The 19,164-nt window shown below is 39.2% G+C and carries 16 protein-coding genes; 6 read left to right on the forward strand and 10 right to left on the reverse strand.

Annotated elements, in window-relative coordinates; genetic code table 11:
• The first annotated feature begins 104 nt into the window (after window positions 1–104).
• The 6 genes from ppc to KO561_RS15730 all read left to right on the forward strand — a co-directional run bounded on the left by ppc (window position 105) and on the right by KO561_RS15730 (window position 9,448).
• A complete protein-coding gene (ppc, locus tag KO561_RS15710) occupies window positions 105–2,813 on the forward strand; it encodes a phosphoenolpyruvate carboxylase (RefSeq protein ID WP_231097199.1) in 2,709 nt (902 codons plus the stop codon).
• A gap of 1,189 nt (window positions 2,814–4,002) precedes the next feature.
• The gene (locus KO561_RS15715) at window positions 4,003–4,755 is read left to right on the forward strand and encodes a DeoR/GlpR family DNA-binding transcription regulator (protein WP_231094213.1); all 753 of its coding nucleotides are present in this window, start codon (window positions 4,003–4,005) and stop codon (window positions 4,753–4,755) included.
• Window positions 4,756–4,765: 10 nt separating this feature from the next.
• The gene (locus KO561_RS15720) at window positions 4,766–6,637 is read left to right on the forward strand and encodes a PTS fructose transporter subunit IIABC (RefSeq protein ID WP_231094214.1); all 1,872 of its coding nucleotides are present in this window, start codon (window positions 4,766–4,768) and stop codon (window positions 6,635–6,637) included.
• Window positions 6,638–6,848: 211 nt separating this feature from the next.
• A complete protein-coding gene (locus tag KO561_RS15725; RefSeq protein ID WP_231094215.1) occupies window positions 6,849–7,448 on the forward strand; it encodes a DUF5317 domain-containing protein in 600 nt (199 codons plus the stop codon).
• On the forward strand, window positions 7,445–7,576 hold the full coding sequence (locus tag KO561_RS20455; RefSeq protein WP_269140665.1) for a hypothetical protein: 132 nt from the start codon (window positions 7,445–7,447) through the stop codon (window positions 7,574–7,576). The genes KO561_RS15725 and KO561_RS20455 overlap by 4 nt, the downstream gene beginning before the upstream one ends.
• A 51-nt stretch (window positions 7,577–7,627) precedes the next feature.
• Entirely contained in the window at window positions 7,628–9,448 is a 1,821-nt protein-coding gene (locus KO561_RS15730) for a bifunctional diguanylate cyclase/phosphohydrolase (RefSeq protein ID WP_231094216.1), read from the forward strand.
• Window positions 9,449–9,522: 74 nt separating this feature from the next.
• On the opposite strand, the gene KO561_RS15735 is transcribed toward KO561_RS15730, so the two are convergent.
• The 10 genes from KO561_RS15735 to KO561_RS15780 all read right to left on the reverse strand — a co-directional run bounded on the left by KO561_RS15735 (window position 9,523) and on the right by KO561_RS15780 (window position 19,153).
• Window positions 9,523–10,674, reverse strand: a complete 1,152-nt coding sequence (locus KO561_RS15735) for a TVP38/TMEM64 family protein (RefSeq protein WP_231094217.1) — start codon at window positions 10,672–10,674, stop codon at window positions 9,523–9,525.
• Window positions 10,675–10,707: 33 nt separating this feature from the next.
• Window positions 10,708–11,382, reverse strand: a complete 675-nt coding sequence (locus KO561_RS15740) for a YdjY domain-containing protein (protein WP_231094218.1) — start codon at window positions 11,380–11,382, stop codon at window positions 10,708–10,710.
• Between the two features lie 131 nt (window positions 11,383–11,513).
• On the reverse strand, window positions 11,514–12,407 hold the full coding sequence (locus KO561_RS15745; protein ID WP_231094219.1) for a nucleoside hydrolase: 894 nt from the start codon (window positions 12,405–12,407) through the stop codon (window positions 11,514–11,516).
• A 161-nt stretch (window positions 12,408–12,568) separates the two neighbouring features.
• The gene (locus KO561_RS15750) at window positions 12,569–13,645 is read right to left on the reverse strand and encodes an ABC transporter ATP-binding protein (RefSeq protein WP_231094220.1); all 1,077 of its coding nucleotides are present in this window, start codon (window positions 13,643–13,645) and stop codon (window positions 12,569–12,571) included.
• Window positions 13,646–13,657: 12 nt separating this feature from the next.
• Window positions 13,658–14,467 (reverse strand): ABC transporter permease, encoded by an 810-nt coding sequence (locus KO561_RS15755; RefSeq protein ID WP_231094221.1) that lies wholly within the window; start codon window positions 14,465–14,467, stop codon window positions 13,658–13,660.
• 1 nt (window position 14,468) lies between these two features.
• Window positions 14,469–15,356 carry an ABC transporter permease gene (locus KO561_RS15760; RefSeq protein ID WP_231094222.1) on the reverse strand — a complete coding sequence of 296 codons (888 nt, stop codon included), beginning with the start codon at window positions 15,354–15,356 and terminating at the stop codon, window positions 14,469–14,471.
• A complete protein-coding gene (locus KO561_RS15765) occupies window positions 15,343–16,611 on the reverse strand; it encodes an ABC transporter substrate-binding protein (protein ID WP_231094223.1) in 1,269 nt (422 codons plus the stop codon). The genes KO561_RS15760 and KO561_RS15765 overlap by 14 nt, the downstream gene beginning before the upstream one ends.
• A gap of 20 nt (window positions 16,612–16,631) precedes the next feature.
• On the reverse strand, window positions 16,632–17,804 hold the full coding sequence (mtnK, locus tag KO561_RS15770) for an S-methyl-5-thioribose kinase (protein WP_231094224.1): 1,173 nt from the start codon (window positions 17,802–17,804) through the stop codon (window positions 16,632–16,634).
• Window positions 17,794–18,483 (reverse strand): TIGR04282 family arsenosugar biosynthesis glycosyltransferase, encoded by a 690-nt coding sequence (locus KO561_RS15775; RefSeq protein WP_231094225.1) that lies wholly within the window; start codon window positions 18,481–18,483, stop codon window positions 17,794–17,796. Before KO561_RS15775 ends, mtnK begins: the two co-directional genes overlap by 11 nt.
• Window positions 18,476–19,153 (reverse strand): TIGR04283 family arsenosugar biosynthesis glycosyltransferase, encoded by a 678-nt coding sequence (locus KO561_RS15780; protein ID WP_231094226.1) that lies wholly within the window; start codon window positions 19,151–19,153, stop codon window positions 18,476–18,478. The genes KO561_RS15775 and KO561_RS15780 overlap by 8 nt, the downstream gene beginning before the upstream one ends.
• Window positions 19,154–19,164: the final 11 nt, after the last annotated feature.

Consider the following 19,164-nt stretch of genomic DNA (forward strand, 5'->3'; position numbering starts at 1 on the left):
ATAGTTATGAGGGAAAAAATCGTTTCAAAACGCTTAGAAAGGACGTGGCTATAATCGAAACGAAAACAACACAACCAACACCAAGTAACACCCTCCATAGAGATATGGATCATCTTCGAGAGCTATTAGATAACGTTTTGTTCCATGAGGGTGGAGAGGTACTGCTAGAAAAAGTTAAGAAAATCCGCACATTATCTCAAACACTTAGAGAAACAAAAGACCAGAAAGCTTATGAGCAAATTAAAGAGGAGTTGGCATCGTTAGAACCATCGCTTCGCAAAAATGTAATCCGTGCCTTCTCTGTCTATTTACATCTAGTCAATATTGCGGAGCAAAATTACCGTAGTCGTAGACGTAGAGAGTATCAATCCCAGGATACGGATATTATTCAGCCTGGTTCCCTAGAGGATGGTGTAGCCAAACTTGTAAAGAACAACATTTCACCAGAAATCATTTCCGACATGCTTCAAACCTTATCACTAGAACTTATTATTACAGCTCACCCAACGGAGTCTACAAGAAGAACCATCCTACAAATTCATCAACGGATTGCAGGCTTGTTAAAAGGGTTAGATTACGTCTTTACTCGTCATGAGAAAAAGACAATTGAAGAAACAATTTCAAATGAAATTACGATTTTATGGCAAACAACCGAAATACGAGAGCGAAAACCATCCGTTATGAATGAAGTAGAAAATGGTCTATACTATTTTGACCATGTGTTATTTGATGTCCTTCCACGTATTCATCAGGATTTAGAGGACTTAATGAACGATCATTTTGAAGGAAAATATGAGGTACCTTCCTTTTTACGTTTTGGTTCTTGGATCGGCGGGGACCGTGATGGAAACCCGAATGTTAAAGCAACCACAACGCGGGAAACCCTTGAAACTCATCGTGAGCTGGTGTTGAAAAAATATCGTCAATCCTTAGAATCTTTACGTGAGCTTCTCAGTCATTCTGCAAAAGTGGTTCAAGTAAGTGATGCGATTCAAGAAGCAGTCGAAGCGGAAAAAGACTTAATCAAGGATGACCCTTGGCCAAGTGAAGATGAGATTTATCGAGTAAAGCTTTCGATTATGCTGAAAAAGCTTGAGCTTGTAAAAGAAAACAAAACAGGCGGTTATGAGACTGCCCAGCAATTATTAGAAGATTTAAGCCAAATCAAAGATAGTATTGCTTTGCACCATCCGACTAGTAATCCTATCAAACTGTTGCGTAAAATCATCCGACAAGTAGAATTGTTTGGATTCCACTTGGCTTCCCTCGACATTCGGAACCACAGTGGGGAGCATGAGTCCGCAGTAGCAGAAGTATTAAAGGCTGTGAACATTTCACCGAACTATAAAGAGCTTCCTGAGGAAGAAAAAGTACAAGTATTGTGCTCTGTGTTAGAGGACCCTCGTCCGATGATCTCGATATACGACACGTACACATCAGAAACACAAGAAATTATCGATACGTTCCGAATGATCAAGCAAGCACATAACACATTTGGGGAACGTGCGATTGAAGTTTACCTTATTAGTATGACGCAATCGGTTAGTGACTTACTCGAAGTTCTAGTACTTGCAAAAGAAGCTGGACTTTATCGTGTTTATCCGAACGGAAGAATCATTAGTAAGCTGCATATTGCACCATTATTAGAAACAATCGATGACTTAAAAAATGGTCCTGGAATGATCAAGCAATTGTTTGATATTCCACTCTATCGAAAACACCTTACAGCTAGAAAAGATCTCCAAGAAATTATGCTTGGGTATTCCGATAGTAGTAAAGATGGTGGGACCTTGACCGCAAACTGGGAGCTGTACAAAGCACAGCAAGAAATTCACGACATTGCATCTGAATATGGAGTGAAGCTTAAGTATTTCCACGGTCGTGGTGGATCATTAGGTCGTGGTGGTGGACCACTAAACGCAAGTCTTTTATCCCAACCACCTGTTACACTTGGAGATGGTGTCAAAATTACGGAGCAAGGAGAAGTGCTTTCTTCTCGTTACTTGTTATCCGACATAGCCTATCGAAGTTTAGAGCAAGCAACAACTACGATGATGACTGCGATCTCTGGCATCACAAGTCATCCGGAGCAGCATTTAATGCCTACACCAGAAGCGGTACAAGCGATGAGTGAAATCTCTGATTTCGCTTTAGCAAAATATCAAGATCTTATCTTTAAGGATAAAGACTTCTTGACGTACTTTAGAGAGGCTACTCCACTTAATGAGCTTGGGGATTTAAACATTGGATCTCGTCCAATGAGCCGTAAAGGAAGTAGTCGTTTTGAAGACTTACGTGCCATTCCATGGGTATTTGCTTGGACACAAAGCCGTCAGCTGTTACCTGGCTGGTATGCGGCTGGAACAGGGTTACAGAAGTTTGTAGATAAAACTGGGGACTGGACACTGCTAAGAAATATGTATCGTTCTTGGCCGTTCTTTAAAGCAACAATCAACAATTTACAAATGGCCCTTACAAAAGCTGATCTTACTACAGGTAGAGAATACTCAAAAATGGTCAATGACCAAACCATCGAGAAACGTATCTTTGGAGAGATTGAAAAAGAATACGAACTCACAAAAGAGGTTGTCCTTCAAATTACAGGCCAATCAGAGTTACTAGATCATACGCCAAACATTAAGGAATCGGTTCGTCTACGAAATCCATTTGTGGACCCACTAAACCTATTCCAAGTGGAGTTAATTTCCGAATTACGTAAAGAAAATAAACATAACCAATCAGCAGATGATTTACTGACTGAAGTACTGTTAACCATTAACGGAATTGCAGCAGGTCTACGAAATACAGGCTGATTCCGTTACAAGAGGTTTGAACAAAAGTATTTTAAACATAAAATCCGAAATACGGTTCGAATTCTATCATTAGAATTCGAATCAGTTCGGATTTTTCTTTTTGGTTTCTTTTGTACATTTTATTGCTGATAATATATAGACTGCGTCATAACGAAATACTAAAAGGTGCTATAAACTATCGGTTTTGTGACTGCTCGGTGTGTGTACGATACTGATTTCCGTTGCGGGTAATCGCTTTCCGCGGGCACGGCCTCAGCCTCCTCAAAAAGCAAAGTTCGCTTTTCTGCGGGGTCTTCAACTCGTGCTGTTCCCGCCGGAGTCGATTACCCTCCACTCCATTCAACATACTATATGCGGTAGACAATTATTTAATGGTCCTGCAAGAAGGTTATAGCCGACAGGACAACTGTCCACTGTAACTTTCCACCTTGTTATAACATTGTATAGGGCATCTGTTCCTTTATTCAAGTTTAAGGAACACTTGTCTTTGTGTTTCTGTAATTATAAAGGATTGAATATCAGCGCCCTATCAAACTGTCACCTTTATAAAAATAGCGACTGAATGATCACAATCAACTTGTTTTATTCTAGCAATGCTCTGCATTAATATCAGAAAACCATACCTGAGCGTAGGTAGAATACGGAGACTCCTCGAAAATAAAAATCCATTTTCTTCGTGCGATGTATTGCTACCGAAGTCTTCCTTGTCTGCGGGAAAGCACGAGGTGAAGACCCCGAAAGATGCACCTGCGTCTTCTAGTAACGCTTTGAAGTAAGCTTCCTCGGTGCAAGGCAGCAAAGATGATTATTCGATGTAGCAGCCTGGCTGAGTCCGTGCCTGCGGAAAGCGGAGTATTCTGCCGAAGCGCGGCATCAAGTTTCACTTTATTATTTTATTTTCTCAATAAATTTTTAATTAACGTTACGTCGCAATTTATATCAAATACGAAGAAGATTCGTAACCGTTCGATCTTTAGAGAAGAGTGAGATTTCCCCGCCTCTTGTTTTCGTCACTGAGTAAGCAGACTTCCCTTCCCCACACCTTCCCTTTCACTTTCATTCACCAACATGAAATATTTTGAATGATTTTGATAGAAAATGATTGATTTTTGAAAACGCTTCAGTTAAGATAAATATCAAATAAAGTGTTTCACTTTTGAAAACGCTTCAGAAAGGACGGTGTTTTAACGTGCTTACAGAGGAAAGACAACGAATAATTCTCGATTTACTAAAGCAGAAAGAAGTAGTCCGCATTCAAGATTTAGTAGAGGAGCTACATTCTTCTGAATCGACCATTCGACGTGACTTAAGCTTTCTGGAAGAACAGAAACAGCTAAAGAGAGTACACGGTGGAGCAGCTCTTCTCCATCAAAAAGGCGAAGAGTTAGATATGGATGCCAAATCTACACGAAACCAATCTGAGAAGCAAATGATTGCAGCACATGCAGCTCAACTTGTAAAAGATGGGGATTGTATCTTTTTAGACGCTGGAACGACGACCTATCTAATGATTCCTTTTCTACAGGCGAAAAACATCACAGTCGTCACGAACGGCCTTTCCCACTTGGAAGCATTAGCGGAGAAACAATTGGATTGTTACCTTACAGGTGGCTTTATTAAGTGGAAAACAAAGGCTTTAATCGGGAGAAGAGCTTCCGATAGTTTAAAGGAGTACCGGTTTGATAAGAGTTTTATTGGAGTGAATGGCGTTCATCCAGAGTACGGGTTCACAACACCAGACCCAGAAGAAGCCAACATTAAGAAACTGGCTACTCATCTTGCACAGCAAGTTTATGTGTTGTGTGATCATTCAAAGTTCCATGAAGTTACCTTTTCCAAAATTACTGATCTACATGCAGCTACGATTATTACGAATGAATCAGAAGAAGATATTTTGGGAGACTATCAGCAAAAGACAAATGTGATAACTGTGTCAAATTAGGAGGGATTGTATGAAAATCACTGATTTGTTAAGAGCGGACACGATTAATCTAAATTTAACCGGACAGACCAAATCTGCTGTTATCGATGAGCTTGTCGATACGTTGGACCAAGCCGGACGACTACACGATAAAGCGACATATAAAGAAGCAATATTAAAGAGAGAAGCACAAACAACAACTGGCCTCGGAGACGGTATCGCCATCCCACACGCCAAAACAGATGCCGTTAAAGTTCCTGCCATTGCCTTCGGCCGCTCAAAAGATGGCATTGACTATGAATCCCTTGATGGGAAACCAACGAACCTCTTTTTCATGATTGCAGCAACAGAAGGGGCGAACAACGACCACTTAGAAACGTTAGCTCGTCTATCTGTTATGCTCATGGATGATGCGTTTCGGCAAAAACTTTTAGAAGTAACTTCTAATGAAGAGGTTTTGGAGCTTATTAATCAAAAGGAACAAGAAAAAGAATCAGAAGATAACGGAAATGCAAAGAATGTGACTAACAAAAAAATCTTAGCTGTTACGGCATGCCCAACAGGAATTGCACACACGTATATGGCTGCCGATGCGTTAAAAGCAAAAGCAAAAGAGCTCGGCGTTGACATTAAAGTAGAAACTCGTGGATCGGGTGGAGCTAAAAACGTGCTAACACCTGAAGAAATTGCAAGTGCAGATGCGATTATTGTCGCTGCAGATACAAAAGTTGAAATGAATCGATTTAGCGGAAAGCCAGTCGTTGAAGTTCCTGTAGCGGACGGTATCCGCAAGCCTCAAGATTTGATTGAAAAAGCATTAAGCGGAAATGTTGCAGCTTATCAAGGAAGTGGGAATACTTCCGCTTCAGAAGATAAAAAATCCGGACAAAATGCTTTCTACAAACACTTAATGAACGGTGTTTCTCATATGTTACCATTCGTTGTTGGTGGTGGGATTCTTATTGCATTAGGATTCATGTTTGGTATTACTTCCCACGTACCGGGTGACGAAGACTATAACCGTTTTGCGGAAGCACTAAACACCATCGGTGGAGGAAATGCCTTCGGTCTAATGGTTCCTGTATTAGCTGGTTTTATTGCCATGAGTATAGCGGATAGGCCAGGTCTCGCACCAGGTATGGTTGGCGGATTTATGGCAGCACATGGTGGTTCAGGATTTTTAGGTGGACTTATTGCCGGTTTCTTAGCTGGTTATGTTGTAATAGGATTGAAAAAGGCTTTGGCCAACTTCCCCGCTTCCTTGGAAGGGATAAAAACCATCCTTTTATACCCATTACTAAGTATTTTTATAACAGGTATGGTCATGTTCTTTGTTATCGACAAACCAGTGAGTCTCTTTAACACGGCACTTGGTGAATGGTTAACAAGTATGGGCACCGCAAATGCTGTTATATTAGGTATTATTTTGGGAGGTATGATGGCAATCGATATGGGTGGTCCTATTAACAAGGCGGCCTATACATTCGGTATTGCAATGATTGCAGATGGAATATTAACTCCACATGCTGCCATTATGGCTGGTGGTATGGTTCCGCCATTAGGTATTGCCTTGGCTATCTTCCTTTTCCGTAGAAAGTTTACTAGGGAAGAAAGAGGTGCAGGAGTAACGAACGTAATTATGGGAGCATCCTTTATTACGGAAGGAGCAATCCCATTTGCTGCAGCAGACCCAGCGCGTGTTATTCCATCCGTTGTAGCAGGTTCAGCAGTAGCTGGTGGATTATCTATGCTTTTCGATATCGGGCTTCCTGCTCCTCACGGTGGAGTATTCGTTTTCCCTCTTATAGAAGGAAATCCTTTCATGTATTTACTAGCCATTTTAATTGGGACTGTCGTTACGGCTTTACTATTAGGGATTTTAAAGAAAAATGTAGCGGAATAAATACAGAAAGAGTGCTCAAAATCCGAGCACTCTTTTTTTATAGGATAATTTTCCTAATACAACATTAAAAATTTGTCGAATTTTTGGGTATATTTTCGTTTGAATTTTACAAAAACTCCCCTTATGATTAATAAAGAGATAAAATTTCCCATTCGTTGACATCTTTATCTTTTCAACGATTCGAGGTAAAATAAATGAAGGTGGTTCTTTCATGGTTATTGATGGCATTATTCTGTCTGTTATTGTCGGATTTATAAGAAAAGGGAACCTATCTAAACTGACCCAACCCTTATTTAAATGGGGCTGGATGTTTCCACTTTTACTAGCCATTCAACTTGGAGTCTTTTATTTCCAAAATAAAGTGGAGTGGATTGGACAAGCTAGTGGCTATGTCTATATCATCGTTTACGTGTTAGGATTGCTGTTTTTATGGGTAAACCGACACCAAAAAGGACTTCCCCTCGTATTCGTTGGGGTATTCTTAAACTTCCTTGTCATGATCACGAATGGCGGTCGTATGCCTGTGTCCGCAGAAGCAGCAGCCGGGTTGGATCCTATGTACATGGAAGCTATTAAAAATGGCTTTTATGCCAAACATGAGCTTTTAACGCAATCTACTACGTTCGCCTTTCTCGGTGATATTATTCCAGTTGGACCTCCTTATCCAAGGAGCCAAGTTATTAGTATTGGAGATGTCATCATGAATGTTGGTATTTTCCTCTTTATCCAAGATCTTATGTTAAACAAGGATAATGAAAATTCACATATATCCTATGAATCTAGTGATCTTAAAGGAGGTGAAATACAATGAACGAAATGAAAAAGCGTGACGCTTTTAAAGTGAAGCTATCTGTATTTTTACTTAATGCATTCATCATCGCTACATTAGTAGGTGGCTTGACTTCAGGCTTCAAACTAATTGGTACTGGTGGCCAATAATATTTAGGAGGAGTCCACTCTCCTCCTAAACAAATAGAGAGTGATGTATATATGAAAACTCCCCTAGATCATCTTACTAATAAACTATATATGCTTCTCATCAACGGGATTGGACTAACTATTTTCTTCGTATTTGGAGCTTTTACCTTCAACAACTTGAGTGATTGGGTACTAGGTTATGCCCTAATTGGGGCTAATTTATTGCTTACCCACTTTAGAATTCAAATGCCACCTGAAGGTAATTCAATGTCCATGGACTCTGCCGTCTATTTGGCATGTCTTTTTTATTTTGACATTCAAATTGCACTAAGCGTGTTATTTTATACGAGCATCATTCAATTTATTTATGAACGAAAAACGGCCTGGTGGGTTCATCTCTATAATTTTTCGATTTATTCCATCATGATTTATAGTTCTTACTTTGTGTTTCAATGGACAAATGGTAGTGTCGGGAATATTCATTTAGATTCCCTTTATTCTTATGTTATTGCTTTAACCTGGTACTTCATGATTAATGCATTATTAATCATGCTTTATTTTGTCACATATGAGAAAAAGAATAATGCCATTAAAATGTTTAAAGGGATGACTCGCGGAACGATTGAAAGCTATGTGAGCACCCTTATTTTAGCGATTGTATTAGTATTATTATTCCAATCAGAGCCTTTCTTCGGTCTTATGCTTTTTGTAGGACTGGCTTTAATACTTTCTTTTGCCTTTAAACAACATTTCAAGCTGTATAAAGACGCAGCACGGAAAGCAAATATCGATCAACTGACAGGATTATTTAACCACGGATATACAAAGGAATTACTCGATAAGGTTTTTAGAGAGTCGAAAGAAAATCATAAACCGTTGAGTATTGCCTTTATCGATATAGATGATTTTAAAAAGTATAATAATGGAAACGGACACTTAAAAGGAGATAAGCTTCTAGAAGAACTCGGTAAACAATTAGGTAAATCCGTTAAAGATACAGGGTATTCAATTGGTAGATTTAGCGGGGAGGAATTTGTTTTTATCCTTCCTGATACAACGGCAGAGACTGCTAGTTCTTTTATAGACTGTCTGAGAAAAACAGTTAATGATACGTACTACGATGGGGTTGAGCTACTCCCCTATGGTTGCCTATCCTTTTCAGCGGGAATAGCCCAGTTGCATCCAGAGATTGTGACTCCATCGGAACTCCTAAGTAAAGCTGCGCAAGCGATGAGCTATGCGAAAATGCAAGGGAAAAATAACACCCATATTTTTGGGAATGAAATAGAAGAAGATCGCTTAGAAGCACCAATTGAAGAGATCGAGCAGCAACTAAACATCTTATTAGCAAAGGACATTTATACGTATCGTCATAGTAAACGTGTCTATAAATACGCAGTAGAATTTAGCCAATTACTGGATTTGAAGGATCAAGAAAGAAAGCAGCTTATTCTTGGCGCTCTTATCCACGACATTGGAAAAGTAGAAGTCCCGCGAGAGATTATAAACAAACAAGGAAAGCTCGACTATCATGAGTGGGAAATTATCAAAAAGCACGTTACATGGGGACATGAAATTGTATCTTCTAACAAGAAGTTTGAAAGCATTGCTCCTTTAGTGGAACTACACCATGAACGATTTGATGGAAAAGGATATCCTCATGGCTTAAGTGGTCAGGAAATTCCGAAGCTAGCGAGAATTCTTTGTGTGATTGATTCTTTTGATGCGATGACAACCGAACGACCATATCAACGCACGAAGTCGTTCCCTGAAGCCATCGCTGAACTAAAAGCATGTGCAGGTTCCCAATTTGATAAAGACATTGTAGAACCATTTGTACGGTATATTGAATCAACATATCCATTAACAACCGAAACTGTAGATGTTTTGTAAGAGGTGCCTAGGCACCTCTTTTATTTGTGTAAAGGTAAAAAAAGCTTTCTAATTCATAGCAAGAAACAAAATAACTATCGTTCAGAAGTTCCTCCTTTATCCCTTTGGAAGTGTGGTTTAAGAAGCACCCCTATAATCGCTAAAGCAATTCCAATAGTAAATGTAAAAAATAAGATTTGTACAAGTCCTGTAGCTGTTTCACCTAAATAGGAATAGAGTAACGTTGCGGGAAGCTGTCCTAAACCTGTTGCCCAGAAAAAGTTCCGAAACGTGATTGGAGTTATACCTGCCGCATAGCTGACCAAATCAAATGATACAATTGGTACCAATCTAGCTATTAAGATTGAGTAGGAGCCATACTTTTGAAAAAAGTGATCCCACCACTGGAGCGCTTTTTTTGTCACGATTCGTTCAACTAGAGGACGTCCAAGCCATCTAGCCAAATAAAAGCACAATATTGCACCAACCATAGCACTACTCCATGATAATAAAGCGCCCCATAACCATCCAAATACAACTCCATTCGCGAACGTTATGACAAATGCAGGTAACGGAGCAATGACAGACTGAAATACCATCAATAGACCCGAAACAACAGCTGCAGTAGGTCCAAACGAAAGTAAGTATTCCTGAAATACAGAAACATTTGCTTGCTGCATGATCTGAATGATTTCGTTAATCGTTATTTGAAACTTTCCATGCCCCAGATACAGTAAAGTAAATAAGGCACCTAATCCCGTTAACACACCTATTCCTGATTTTTGACTAGTAGTTAACACTCTTTTTTGTTTTAATAAGTATTCGTCTCGTGTACATAATATGGAAATAAATCCTAAGACAATCCATCCTACCCATAAGCCATTTATTGCAGAAATAGACCATGCATGATCCAAAAAAAGGGCTTGCTTAATCAAATAAGCTGGCATAAATAAGAGACTGCCATCTTTTACCGTAACCAAGCTAGATAGAACTAGACATATAGATGCAATTAGGAGTGAGAGGCGCTTTCCTTTGGCAAACAGGGAAAGAGGGCTACCTTCCGTTATAAGTAAAATACAAGATAGCCATAAAACTACTCCTATGAGTACGGTAATGAAATAGGCTCCTTCAAAACGCATGTCAAACCATACACTTTGAATAGAAATTAATCCAGCCGTTAACCCGATTAGAGAAAAAATAAACACTTGCTTAAAAATAAGCATACACGTTTGAAAAACGGTAATCATTTTCGTAACCCCCAAGCTCTATTCCATCCTTCTCTATTCAGATTTAACAATTTGGTAGGTCAACACAACTGGTGTTCCATCCTCTGGTAAAACATCTGGATTTCCATGAAATTTTACTTTTCCATCTTTAAATGCCCCTACTGGCTGTGAAGCATTACTTACAATGCCAACAGGGCAACTATCGAAGCACATAAAACATCCTGTCATATGTTTCTTCGCTGCTTCATAATTGCCTCCAAAGTGATAAACAATTTTTTTCCCTGTAGAATCGACCATTACTTCATTAATATCATAGACTTTATCAGCACCATCCCACGTAATGTTAACTTCTACTGTATCTCCTTTGATGAACTTGCCTTCATCTTCTTTTTTAAACGCTTTTTCTTTATCCCCACCTCTTTCTAACGCAGGGTCTCCATCAATTTCGTTTAAAGCCTTATAAAAAGCCAACGGATTAGCATAGCCATAGAACACCGCTTTATCTCCGTTCGACCCTTCTATCCAATTCAATCCGTGTCGTGTTGGTTTGCGTAAGTACTTCCCATTTACTGTTGCATACACTTTCACTTGACGCTTATCTTTATCTACATAAATCGCATGATCTTCTCCAAGTTCGTCTTCGCTTGAAGCGTAATACTGTTCCGTATTCTCATTTTCGTCCTCATGAGCTGACTCAGAATCACCACCACATCCCGCCAAGATTCCCATAATCAAAAAAACCATTAAAAATAGGCCGAAGTACCTTTTCCTCTTAATAACAAGTATCCTTCTCCCTTCATTTCTAATTAGGCTATATACCCTTCATCCTATGAAGGAGAATAAGGAAAAATAATCCTACTTTAGTTGTGCGTATTGATGACTATATCGATGTTTTTCCATGCCTCCAAGATTGTTTGATTAAACAAGGGCACATTTACAATGCTTGTTGGAATGTTAATCTCACTGCCATTACGGCTTAGCTTTGCAGGTTTGATATTTCCGGTTTTTAAATGTTCCTTCGTTCCCGTAGTAACACAATGGTAATCCTTAAACAGTTCCGGATGTGTGATATAGACTGCGGCTGTTGTATCCCAATTGTAAAAACCATTAAGCCCAAATTCTTTGTCCATATGCTGAATCCAAGGGCGAATCTTACCTAATAAATAGGAGTAGCTACCCGTATCCTGATATTGGTTGAGAAAATTCACCTGTTCTTTTCCAAAAAAGGCCTGAAGACACAGGTTTCCCGTCATTGTAGTTACTTTTGTTTGAGCTCTAAGAACATGGTAAGCTGCAATCGGATCTGACGAAAAATTCAGTTCACCCAACCTTTTCCCATTTATCATTAATGGCTCTGTAATTCCACCCATCAAAACAATTTGCTTAAGGTTCGAAAAAAAATGGACATCTACAAGTGATGCTTGAAAAAGATTCGTTAACGAGCCTGTGGCCAATAACGTTATCTCCCCAGGATACTTTGCAGCTGTTTCTGCTAGAAAGTAGGCCGCTTCTCCCATTACTTCCGATTTTTCTATTCCTTTAACCAACGGTAAATCGTGTAGATTGAATTCTTCAAATAACTGCTGAGTTACTTGATAAACTGTATCTACATCACTATTCCCGAATGTTGTGGATACACCTAGAAGCTCAACATCTTTACTGCCTAATAGGTAGAAAAGGGCTAATCCATCATCAATGTCCCTTCCCTGAACACCCATCGTATTGTCACAGTCAACTATTACTTTTTGCCTCATGTTAATGCCCTCATTCCCTTATAAAGTGAAACTTCAATCAGTGGGGGTTTTCTTCATCCCCCACTGATTGTTAGTTGAACGAATCGGACTTTTACGGGGAGTTTACCCCCACCAATTCTTCTCGTTTCACTTAAGACTTGAGGTGGGGGTATTACTGCCCGTTAATGCGGGATAAAATGTAGTTGGTTCTGATCGACCTTTAGAAATACGGACTCGCCTTTTGCTAGTGAGAATTCAGCACGTTGTACAACCTCTAGTACTTCTGCTCCCACTTGAACCTTAATAGAATCAAAACCTTGATTAAAGGATTTGTTTAAAACAATTCCATCAAGGAGATTTAATTCATTGTTTTCAGCACGGTCTGCCTTAATTATAGAAAGGGTTTCTGGTCTTATAATCACGCATCCTGCCTGTTTTTGGTCTATATACATGGAAGGGAGATGAAGTTGAATCTGGTTAGATTTAAACACGCCGTCTTGTAAACAACCATAGATAATATTGTTTACTCCTAAGAACCTAGCAACTTCTGGATCACTAGGGCATTCATATAATTCTTTCGGTCTACCAATCTCCAGTACCTGACCGTTTTTCATAATCGCAATTCGGTCTGATAATTGAAAAGCCTCTTGTCGATCATGTGTAACGAAAAGGATGGTTATGTTATATCTCCTATGCATTTGAGCTATTAAATCCCGCATTTCTTGGCGAGTTTCTGGATCAAGTGCACTAAAAGGCTCGTCCATTAAAAGAACATGTGGCTCTACGACAATAGCACGAGCAAGTGATACTCGTTGCTTCTGACCACCGCTTAAAGCATGTGGGTATCGATGTTCGAGTCCTTTCAGCCCTACCGCTTCCAAAATCGCTTTCGATTTTTCTAGTCTTTTTCGTTTACCAACTTTCTTCATTTTCAAGCCGAATGCCACATTATCCACCACTGTCATATGAGGAAATAATAGAGGTTCTTGAAAGACCAAACCGAAATCTCTTTTTTCAGGCACAACGGATGTCAAGTTCTCATGATCTAACCAAACCTCTCCCTGATCAGGTATTAGCAATCCTGCCGTTAATTTTAATAAAGTTGTTTTCCCGCATCCAGATGGACCTAACAAGGAAAAGAACTCTCCTTTGTTCACCACTATGTCGGTTTGTTTTAAGGAAAACAGCGTACGGCTTGTTGATCTTTTTTTCTCCTTATCAAATTGTTTGGTAATCCCTTTCAGTTCCAAAGATTCCATCCACATATCCTCCTACACATGAACCATGACTTTATGGTTGTAGTAATGTTTTAATAGATAGTCCATTACAAACAGAGCAATGATGGCAATACCAATAAAAATTAACGACTGGGCAGATCCAATTGCTAGATCCCCTCCACTAATAAACGGAAACATGACAAGTGGTAATGTCATTACTTGCCCACCCCCAACAAGAAATGTAATGATATATTGATTTAAGGAAACGAGGATACTTAAACTGGACCCTGCCACAATGCCTGGTACTAAATGTGGAATGACAATATATCGGAAGCGCTGAAGGCTTCCTGCCCCAAGCATTTGGCCCTGTTCTTCCCATTGGAATCCAAGCGTTTGGTAGCTAATAACGAGGGCTCTTATCATGTATGGCATGGTTGGTATTAGATGTGCGATAATGACACCCGTCATAGAATCCGTCCATCCGAATCGGATAAAGGTCATATACATTCCCATAACAGATACAAATGCTGGAACAATTATGGGGGCATAAAAAAGACCTTCTATTAGCCATTTCCCCTTAAAGGAAACTCTTCCTAGCACGCTAGCTGCAGGAAGTGCCAGTAGTAAATTAATAATGGTGACCAGGAAGGCAATCTCCAAGCTTGTCAAAACGGCGTCCCATGTTCCACTATGCATCGTAAAAACATATTCCCATGCTCTCGTACTCCACTCATGTGGGATGATTTCTGGCCATCTCCAACCATGGGAAAAACTTGATAGTATTAGGGGAATGAGTGGTGTAACTATAAATAAAATAAATAGAATGACAACCGAAATACGTGTCTTATTTTCGATTTTCCTCATTTCACCACCCTCCCTGCTCATTCGTGTACCAACGTTTACTTAGTCGATAAGCGATTAATCCTATTAGAATCACAAGGAATACAAGAATGACATTGATCGCTAATGCTTCTGGCCGTGCCTCAAGTCCTCCGCTTGTATATAAGCTATAGGAAAGGACAGGTAACATTTTCGGATAGGTTACCCCTAATAAGAAAGGAACTTCAAATGCTGAAAAAGTAAAAGCGAACACAATAAAGGTAGCCGAAGTCCATGCTGGGATGAGTAACGGGAACATAATTTCTCGAAAAAAGGACCATTTCCCACAACCAAATACTTTCGAAACATCCAACCATGAACCATGAATCCGTGAAAGCATCGGTTGAAGCATTAGTGCAATAAAAGCTGCTTCCTTCCATGTATAGGCAATAATGATCCCCCAACCAAATGAATCATTAGTCAGAATAGGAAATTGATTGATTTGATCTACCCATTCAAAGGAACCGAATATACGAGAAATCCAACCGCTTTGTCCTAACAAAAGAACAATTAAGAATGCAGTGACTAAAGGAGGAACAGCCATCGGCAATTGAAAAAATTTCTGCCAAAACTGATTATGTTTCTTTTTACTTGAAAGGGATAAAAAAAACAAGCACACACACACAACCATTCCAAGTATTCCCGCAAAAACGGAAGACAGAAAAGCAATTCGTAATGTTAGAAGGAGTGAATCCCAAAAATCTTGTGAGAACAGTATTTTTTGATAATAGTGAAAAGAGAATTCACGCTCACCTGCAGCAGGAAAATAGCCCATGCTTTGAATGAATCCTTCTATAAAACCACCGATAAACAGGAAAAATACAACACTTACCGCAGGCAGTAAGTATAGTAGATGTTTATTATTTAGCCACATTCTCCAACCATCTCTCTTCTAGTAGATCCACATAGTCTGCTGGGATTTCTGGAACTCGATGTTTGGTCAGCACATCTGTAGGTAATGTGGCTTCTCCCTTATCCAATTCCTCTAATTGATTGCGTTGTTGAGTAGATAGTTTATCTGGTTCGATGGCCATTAACGCACCCCATTTTTCCGGATCTGCTTTGGCAATCTGAGCTGAAGGGGATTGCATAAAATTAATAGTAGCCATTGCAGCCGCTTTGTTTTTAGCATTAAAAGGAATGGATAAATAACTTGTGTTAGATAAAGTTCCTTCCTCCAACACAAACGTACGAGTGGTTTCAGGAAAGTTCCCATTCTTAACTCCATTAGCCGCATGGGATGGATCATAGCTCATCGTCATCCAAACCGCACCATCTGCATATAGCTGATCCAACTTACTAACCGTTTCAGGATACGTTTTCCCTTCCCTCCATAAATATGGTTCAATCTCATTTAGAAAAGTCCACAGTGGTTGTACTTTCTTTTCCAATCCTTTTTGTTCATCGACTGGCATCAAATACTGATCAGCGCCTCCTGTTGTTTCATATAACATATTGCGAATAAACGCACTGCCAGTGAAGTCAGGGGGAGCTGGGTAAGTGAATTTACCTGGGTGTTCCTTTACCCAATCTTTAAGCTCAGAAGCTGACTTAGGCGGATTCTTTATTTTGCTAGAATCGTATATAAAAACAAATTGTGCTTTGCTCCATGGTGACTCCAATCCATTTGTAGGTTCACCAAAGTCATACTTGATTGAAGGTGAATCTTGATCCACATATTTTTGAACATTAGGTAACTTAGAGGAAAAAGATCCCCACAATAATTGATTTTGTTTTGCACTAAGAAAGTTTTCTCCATTTATCCACATCATATCGACACTTCCATCTGTTTTCCCGGCTTGCTTTTCTGCCACCAATTTATTAATCGTGTCGTTTATATCTTTTACTGGCACTCGATTCATCGTAATATCTAATTTTTCTTTAAGACGTGGCGCCACCCATTCATCTATATACCGATTGGTGAATTCGTTTCCACCCCACATATAAAAATGAACCGTCTTTCCTTTAGCAACTGATAAAATATCGGACCAATCTTTTTGCAATAACTGATCATGGTTATTATTCTTACCATTCGAACTATTTACGTTATCTGCTTGATTAACAAAAATAACAACCAAGATACTAATAATACACACCGCCGTTAAAGGTAAATAAATGCTTCGTTTCAAAGAATCACACTCCTACATTTTTAGAGTAGTTGTTTGCTTGATAGGTTTTGGACACTGAGAATTAGTTGATTTATGTCTTTTAATTGGTGTCTATCTACTGCCAGATGTTTGCCTAGTTTTAATGCAAAAGTCTCCACAACAGTCCTTATTTTCTGATCTTCGATATTTTCTATATCCGTAACGTTAGATGTCCCTAAAATTCGTCGCATCATCTCACAGCCTGCAAATCCTAATGAGTCGTCAAAAATAGTAGTGAGAAATTCTTTTTGGTCAGAATTACTTGTCAATCTATGAAAGGTATGGTCAAAATGTACCCATACGGAACGAATCACTTGAAGTAAATACTCACAGTAAGCAGTTTGTTTGTTTTGCCAATGGACACTATAATTTAGCAGCACATTTGCAAAGAATAGTCCCATATCAAATCCGATTGGACCATAGAAGGCAAATTCTGCATCAATAATCATGGTCTGCTTGTTCGAAACCAACACGCTTCCTGTATGCAAATCTCCATGTAGAACAGCTTGTTTCTTAGTCATAAATAGGGTTTTCAAGTTATCTAATTCCTCTTGTAAAGATGTATCCCGGTAGAGAGCTTGTACAATATTTTCAAGATTGGGATTATAACGATTCATCTCGTGTTCCATAAAAGGGTAGGTGAAAATGAAATCTTGTGATATTTGGCACATGGATTTATTTTCGAATTGCTCTTGAAACTTCTGACGTTCCTTCAAACTAGCTCCAAATTCAGATGTAAAAAACAACATTCTTGCAAGAAATGTACCTAAGTGCTCGGCCAGGTTACCATATGTTTGCTTATCGATGAGACCATCTCGTAAGCTGTGAAAAGTAGAGAGATCTTCCATAAAAAACAGGGACATCTCCTCATCAAAAAGGTAAACATCTGGTACAAGTTCTGGGCAAATTTTTTTTTGCAGCTTTAATGCTTTATATTCTACAAAAATACGTTCAGATGAAAGTGGCCATGTTGGCCCCACCGATCGCATATAAGGAAGAGCCTGTTTTATGACAACGCTATCAGCTTCATTACCTCGATCATGAACTCGAAACACATAATTCATATTTCCGTCCCCAATTTCCTTACAAGTCACATCTGTATGTTTAGAAAATAGGGAAGGATTACCCTTTACATACCTATTCACATCTTCTTTCGTAAGGGCTTTATCTAACACGGATATCCCTTCTCTCTTTGAGCTTCGGTAATAAGAATCTAGTTTTCCACCTATCAAGGTGGTCATTTGTTTTCAAAGTCTGATAGAAGATCAAGTCGTCCCAATTGTCGATATCCCTTTTCTCCTGCAAGACGGACACAGGAAGATCTAACGTCTGGAAACGTTTCATTGTTTCATCAAAAACAGAGCTCACACCCCATTCCATATTTTCAAAAACTTCTGGAACATCCTGTGTTAAACCGATTAAATAATAACCACCATCAACTGCAGGACCAATCACAATGGGGTGCTTAGACAATTTGTTTATAGCTAAATAAATGTCCTCTTTTTTTAATGGTGTATCCGTTCCTATGATCAAAACCGGTTGGTTAGAATTCTTGACTAAATAAGCCAGTCCATTATGCATCCGTTCTCCTAAATCCATACCTACCTGAGGGAAAACACGACAGAATAGGGACTTAAAATAATCTTCTTTTGTTTCTGGAGTAAAAGAAATCCACACTTGAATATCTGGTTCTAATTGTTTTTTTAGCTCTACTAAATCTAGTAATAAGGAAGCTTGTAATCTAGCACACTCTTCTGGTGAAAACATTGGTTGTAGCCTCGTCTTACAAAATCCTGGAATCGGTGCCTTGGCCATAATAAGGACGCTAGGCTTCATTCCTATTTGATCAACCACGCCTATACATCCTTTCTAATTTCGCGGTGGGAACCCCCAAAATAAATAAAATTTTAATTTTCTGCATCAGAAGAAACGTAGGTAGGATCCCATTTTTTCTGAACCGTCTAGAGGATGTGACGATGGGGTCTGATAAAAGCTTAAGCTTTCCTTTATTCCTTGTTATCCTGGATAACATCCAATCTTCCATTAGCGAAACCAAAGGGAAACCACCAACCTCTTCAAATACGGAACGTCGAATAAAGAACCCTTGATCCCCAAAATACAAGTGGAAATACTTTGCTCTGAAATTGGATCCTCTTGCAATCAAATCAAGCATGAAGGAGGAGTCATCAAAATACATGGAAAAGCCTCCGCCTATTACGGAAGGATCTTCCATTGCCGTTCGAATGGAATCATCCAGATTACTAGTTACCAAGGAGTCTGCGTGTAGGAACCAAAGTATCTCGCCTTTTGCTTGATTAGCCCCACTATTCATTTGACAAGCGCGACCACGTTCACAGGAAATAACTTGACCATATTTTTCAGCTATAGAACAAGTACGATCTTCACTTCCCCCATCGGCAATTATAATTTCTATATCACTCAGCTGGGATAACACGTCCAGTAATGGCAGGATATGGTCTTCCTCATTCCATGTCGGAATAATTATACTTATACGAGAACCCACAAACTAACCTC

The organism is Radiobacillus kanasensis (assembly GCF_021049245.1).
Classification (GTDB): domain Bacteria; phylum Bacillota; class Bacilli; order Bacillales; family Amphibacillaceae; genus Radiobacillus; species Radiobacillus kanasensis.

Coding starts and splice junctions, on each gene's coding strand:
- KO561_RS15730 (WP_231094216.1), top strand. CDS start 7,628: ATGAAAACTCCCCTAGATCATCTTACTAATAAACTATATATGCTTCTC.
- KO561_RS20455 (WP_269140665.1), top strand. CDS start 7,445: ATGAACGAAATGAAAAAGCGTGACGCTTTTAAAGTGAAGCTATCTGTA.
- KO561_RS15720 (WP_231094214.1), top strand. CDS start 4,766: ATGAAAATCACTGATTTGTTAAGAGCGGACACGATTAATCTAAATTTA.
- ppc (WP_231097199.1), top strand. CDS start 105: ATGGATCATCTTCGAGAGCTATTAGATAACGTTTTGTTCCATGAGGGT.
- KO561_RS15735 (WP_231094217.1), bottom strand. CDS start 10,674: ATGATTACCGTTTTTCAAACGTGTATGCTTATTTTTAAGCAAGTGTTT.
- KO561_RS15745 (WP_231094219.1), bottom strand. CDS start 12,407: ATGAGGCAAAAAGTAATAGTTGACTGTGACAATACGATGGGTGTTCAG.
- KO561_RS15725 (WP_231094215.1), top strand. CDS start 6,849: ATGGTTATTGATGGCATTATTCTGTCTGTTATTGTCGGATTTATAAGA.
- KO561_RS15740 (WP_231094218.1), bottom strand. CDS start 11,382: ATGGGAATCTTGGCGGGATGTGGTGGTGATTCTGAGTCAGCTCATGAG.
- KO561_RS15755 (WP_231094221.1), bottom strand. CDS start 14,467: ATGAGGAAAATCGAAAATAAGACACGTATTTCGGTTGTCATTCTATTT.
- KO561_RS15760 (WP_231094222.1), bottom strand. CDS start 15,356: ATGTGGCTAAATAATAAACATCTACTATACTTACTGCCTGCGGTAAGT.
- KO561_RS15750 (WP_231094220.1), bottom strand. CDS start 13,645: ATGGAATCTTTGGAACTGAAAGGGATTACCAAACAATTTGATAAGGAG.